This window comes from Peptoniphilus sp. (assembly GCF_050943655.1).
Lineage (GTDB): Bacteria > Bacillota > Clostridia > Tissierellales > Peptoniphilaceae > Peptoniphilus_A.
Genome location: NZ_JBMNPQ010000091.1, coordinates 1 through 5,059 on the forward strand (window position 1 = coordinate 1; position 5,059 = coordinate 5,059).

5 protein-coding genes are annotated in these 5,059 nt (G+C 32.3%); all 5 read right to left on the reverse strand.

The window, feature by feature from the left end:
- Nucleotides 1-69: 69 nt before the first annotated feature.
- Genes ACOX6R_RS07205 through ACOX6R_RS07225 form a run of 5 tightly spaced genes read right to left on the reverse strand, consistent with a single transcriptional unit; the run spans nucleotide 70 to nucleotide 4,897 of the window.
- Entirely contained in the window at nucleotides 70-705 is a 636-nt protein-coding gene (locus tag ACOX6R_RS07205; RefSeq protein WP_433448731.1) for a thiamine diphosphokinase, read from the reverse strand.
- A complete protein-coding gene (gene rpe, locus ACOX6R_RS07210; RefSeq protein ID WP_433448733.1) occupies nucleotides 702-1,346 on the reverse strand; it encodes a ribulose-phosphate 3-epimerase in 645 nt (214 codons plus the stop codon). The genes ACOX6R_RS07205 and rpe overlap by 4 nt, the downstream gene beginning before the upstream one ends.
- Entirely contained in the window at nucleotides 1,346-2,203 is an 858-nt protein-coding gene (gene rsgA / locus ACOX6R_RS07215; RefSeq protein ID WP_433448735.1) for a ribosome small subunit-dependent GTPase A, read from the reverse strand. The genes rpe and rsgA overlap by 1 nt, the downstream gene beginning before the upstream one ends.
- On the reverse strand, nucleotides 2,203-4,173 hold the full coding sequence (gene pknB / locus ACOX6R_RS07220; RefSeq protein ID WP_433448737.1) for a Stk1 family PASTA domain-containing Ser/Thr kinase: 1,971 nt from the start codon (nucleotides 4,171-4,173) through the stop codon (nucleotides 2,203-2,205). The genes rsgA and pknB overlap by 1 nt, the downstream gene beginning before the upstream one ends.
- A gap of 7 nt (nucleotides 4,174-4,180) precedes the next feature.
- On the reverse strand, nucleotides 4,181-4,897 hold the full coding sequence (locus tag ACOX6R_RS07225; protein WP_433448739.1) for a Stp1/IreP family PP2C-type Ser/Thr phosphatase: 717 nt from the start codon (nucleotides 4,895-4,897) through the stop codon (nucleotides 4,181-4,183).
- Nucleotides 4,898-5,059 lie beyond the last annotated feature (162 nt).

Sequence of the window (5,059 nt, forward strand, 5' to 3'; positions counted from 1 at the left end):
AAGTTTATAATTTATTATATTCTAAGACATAAAAAAAGTGTTGATTTCTCAACACTAATTTAATATATTTTAATCGCGAGACAAAATAATAAAGGCCTCGCCTTTTTTTATTTCTATCTCTCCAACATCTTCTAATATTTCGTTGCTAACACCAAGACCTGGATTCTCATAATTAATTAATAGCTCACTTACTTCGTATTCCAAACCACTTGTAGAGTAGATAGTTTCATCACACAAATTTATAACAGAAATATATTTTTTATCTCCCTTGCTGAAAAAGTACCTTCCCTCTTCAACATAGTACACTTCATTATTATTATCTTCGATTTTAGCTTTTATATTTCTCCTGTAAAGCTTTTTTAGAATACTTACATTTGCAAGCTCATGATCAAGTCTTGTGCCGAGTGCCCCAATAATTACTATATCATCAAAACCACTTCCCAAAAGATATTCTACGCACAAGTGTGTATCAGTGAGATCCTTTTTTGTAGGAAATTTTGAAATCTTTATTCCACTTCTTTTTATATAATCAAGTGATTCATCGTCAATAGAATCCAAATCGCCAAGTAATAGATCAGCTTTTAGACCATATTTTCTCAAGATTTTTGCACCGCCATCAGCGATAATTATAAATCTATCTGAATATTTTTCGATTAAGCCTTTCGATACTTCACGCCCACCTGAAATCAAAAGAGCTTTTTTCATAATAGTTCCTTAAATTTTCTAATATTTTCTCTTGTATTTTTACTATCAAATATTGCAGAGCCGGCAACTAAAATATCTGCTCCTGCATCTAAAACTTTTTTTGCATTGTCAAGCTTTACTCCACCGTCCACTTCAATTAAAGTGTCAAGGTTTCTCTTCTCGATTAATTCTCTAATTTCAGAGATTTTTCTATAGGAGCTCTCGATAAAAGATTGTCCTCCAAAACCTGGATTGACGCTCATTACAAGAATTAAATCTAAATCTTCAATTGTATAATCAAGAATGTCTATGGATTCGTGCGGATTTAAAGAAAGTCCCGCTTTTAGACCGTAAGATTTAATGAGATTAATTATTCTATTTAGATGAGTTGTCGCATCGCTATGAATTGTAATTATATCAGATCCAGAATTTGCAAATGCCTCAATATAATTTTCGGGATTATTTATCATGAGATGGGTGTCAAAAGTTATATCTGTAAGTGGCCTTAAATGTTTTACAACACCAGGTCCAAAAGAAATATTTGGCACATAACTTCCGTCCATTATATCCAAGTGAATATAGTCAACTTTTTCTTCATCCATAATTTTAAAATCTTTTTCTAAGTTAGCGAAATTTGCTGACAAAATTGATGGTGAAATCATTAATATTCTCCTTTGTTTTTCAATTCTTCAAAAATTAGAAGATAATTTTCATATCTATTTTTTGATATATCTCCATTTTCTACAGCTTCTTTTACACCACATTTTGGTTCATTTATGTGATTGCAATCTTTAAACTTGCACTTCTCTCTATAATTATTAAACTCTCTGAAATAATTTTTTAAATCTTCACTTTCAATATTTAAATCAATTGATGAAAATCCTGGAGTGTCAAAAATATAAATATCATGAGAATAGAGAAGCTCAACATGCCTTGTGGTGTGCCTTCCCCTTCTAGTCTTATTGGAAACATCTCCAATCTGCACATCTTTATCTAAAATTGCAGAAGTTATAGAAGATTTTCCAGCAGCACTCACTCCACTTAATGCAACTGTCTTATGTTTACAAAAATCTTTTAATTCTTTTAACGTTTCTTTATTTGTTGCAGAAATCATAAAAGTCTTAAATCCAGCGTTTGAATAAATGTCATAGAGATTTTTTGCCTCTAATTCATCTAGATCCATTTTATTAATTACAACAGCAATATCTATGCCCTCATACTCCGCTTGAATAATAGTTTTATCTACAAGCATTAAATTATATTTTGGATCTTTAACTGGAACAATTATAACTGCCACATCAACATTAGAAACACGTGGTCTTGTGAGCATATTTTTTCTGGGATATACTTTTTCAATATATCCCAGATTATTATCTTCATATTTAAATTCTACAACATCTCCAACGATTGGAGATATATTCTGGTGTCTAAAATTTCCTCTTGCGCGAGTCTCATAAATAACGTCGTCACATTTAATATAATAATATCCACCAGTTAATTTAATTATTTTTCCCTTCATTATTTTACTACTTCAGTCTTAACGAGACTATCGTCCACGTAGATTTCATATTCTCCAGGTCCAATTAGTTCAACATTTGAAGTGTCACCTGGATCAATATTGTAATCCCATACTTTACTTCCGTCTCTATTTCCATTGTAATCTTTTACTCTTTTAGCAACAACTTTGTGAGATTTGCCATCATCAGGAACTTTTACTTTAACATAGTTAACTTGGTTAAAGTCAGTGCCACCATCATTTCCATTGTCTTCATCAGTTGCGCCGTCTTCAGCACCTTCAGATACATAGATGATTACATTATCACCTCGTTTAACACTTTCGCCTGGCTTTGGATCCATATCATATACTTGGCCTTCATCAACTCTATTAGTTGTGCCAGTTTTAATTACAACATTTACGCCAAGATCTTTAAGCTGTGCTATTACATCTTTTTGATCAATTCCTGTGTAATTGCTTAGTTTTATAGGTGTGTCGTCAACGCCTTTTGAAACTACAACTTTTATAGCTGAACCTCTATTTACAGAATATCCACTTTCAGGATTAGAAGAAATAATTTTTCCTGCTTCTACTTCTTCATTAAATTCTTCTTCAACTGTTCCAAGTTCTAGTGAATTACTTTCAAGAGCTTTTTTAGCTTCTTCAAGTGTAAGTCCTCTTAGTGGTGGAACTGGTGAAGTGTCTGGAAGTTCATTAATTTCAAGTGTTACTGTACTTCCCTTTTCAACTTCTTCTCCCTTTTCTGGATCTTGACCAAGAACAATACCATCAGGTTTTTCCTCATCTTCAACAGTCTTAACAGACATTAGTAAACCTTGGGCTGTTAGAAGTTCCTCTGCTTCTTGTCTAGTTCGACCGACATAATTTTCAATTACAACTTTTTCAACTTCGTTTGACTTATTCATTCCCTTTATGGCTTTTGGAACGATATAAATTAATAGCGCAATTATTACAATTGCCGAGAAAATTCCCAAAATTGCAGGTGCAACAGATTTTTTCTTTTTAACTTTTTTAGGCTGACTAGGCTTTCTCTCTTGTTGAGAAACATTCTTTTTCTTCGGCCTATTATGTTTATTGATATTTGGTGGAGTTACCACTGCAGTTCTATCATCAGTGTAACTTGAATTATTCACAATAGGTCTATTATTTAATGTATAACCTTTTATATCTTTTATAAGTTCAGAAACATCAGAGTATCTCTTGTTTGGATCCTTATCAGTCATCTTTAAAACTAATGCATCGACATCTGGACTTATATTTCTTATAGTATCAGACGGACGAGGCATTTGTGATTGCACTTGCATAAGAGCAACTGATACAGGATTATCTGCATCAAATGGAAGCTTACCTGTAAGCATCTCATAAAGAACAATTCCAAGTGAATATATATCTGATCTATTGTCTACCTTAGCTCCACGCGCTTGCTCTGGAGAAAAGTAGTGAACAGAGCCCATAACGGCATTAGTAGCAGTCACAGTTGTGTTATCAGCTACTCTTGCTATTCCAAAATCTGTAACTTTAATTCTGTCATCTCTTGTGACCATTATGTTTTGAGATTTTATGTCCCTGTGAACTATATGTTTTGAATGAGCGACCTTTAAGGCTTCAGCTATTTGAATGCAATAATTTAAAGCACGCCTTTCAGGTATTCTACCCTCATCATTTATTAGTTCTTTTAGAGTTTTACCGTCAATATACTCCATTACAATGTAGTGAACTTCTTCACCATCAATCTTCTCACTTCCAACATCATAAATACTTACAATATTAGGATGTGAAATACTTGCAGCAGCAAGAGATTCTCTTTTAAATTTTCTGATAAAATTATTGTCTTCATTATACTCCATCTTTAATACTTTGATGGCAACAATTCTATCGAGCCTTCTGTCATGGGCTTTAAAAACATTTCCCATGCCGCCTGTGCCAATTTTTTCTAATATTTCATATCTATTTGCTAATACTTTATTTATCATGCTACACCTACTCGTTATATATTAAAATAAATGTAATATTATCTATTCCACCATTATTTAATGCTAGTTCTATCAATTTATCTCGAGCTATTTCCGGTGAATTATTTTTGACTATGTCATAAATCTCTTTATCTGAGACCATATTAGTAAGTCCATCTGAACACAAAAGCAGGATGTCTTTATCTTTAAGCTTTAAGTTATTAATAATAACCTCAACATCACCACTCGTTCCAAGCGCCTTTGTAAGTACGTTTTTCTTTGGATGAACTTTCGCCTCTTCTTCAGTTATTTCTCCGATTTCCATCAGATAATTTACAAAAGAATCATCATTTGTCAGTTGGCTTATTTCATCATTTATTAAATAAATTCTTGAATCGCCAACGCTTGAATATACAAAAGTATTATCAAGTATATATCCCATAACTACTGTGGTGCCCATGCCTCTATACTCGTCATCATTGCTTGATTTTGTAAAAATTTCTAAGTTTGCATTCTTTATTGATTCATTTGTCATATCCATTATATCTTGTATATTTGGTTTTTTAGTTAATTTTTTAAAATTTTCTGCAATGATTTCTGTAGCCATGGCAGATGCCGTCTCTCCAGCTAAGTGACCACCCATTCCATCTGCTAGAACAAATAAATTATTTGAAGGATCTACATAATAATTATCTTCATTATTTTTTCTGTAGTTTCCAACATTTGTTGCAGATACTACTTTCATAATTTTCACCTCATGACTTTGCGCCTAAGCTGTCCGCAAGAAGCGCTAATATCAGAACCCAACTCTCTTCTAATTGTTACATTTAGATTTTCTTTTTCCAATTTATTTTTAAAATCTTCTATTTTTGAAAGGTCAGGTCTCTTTTCATTAAATTCCTCTATA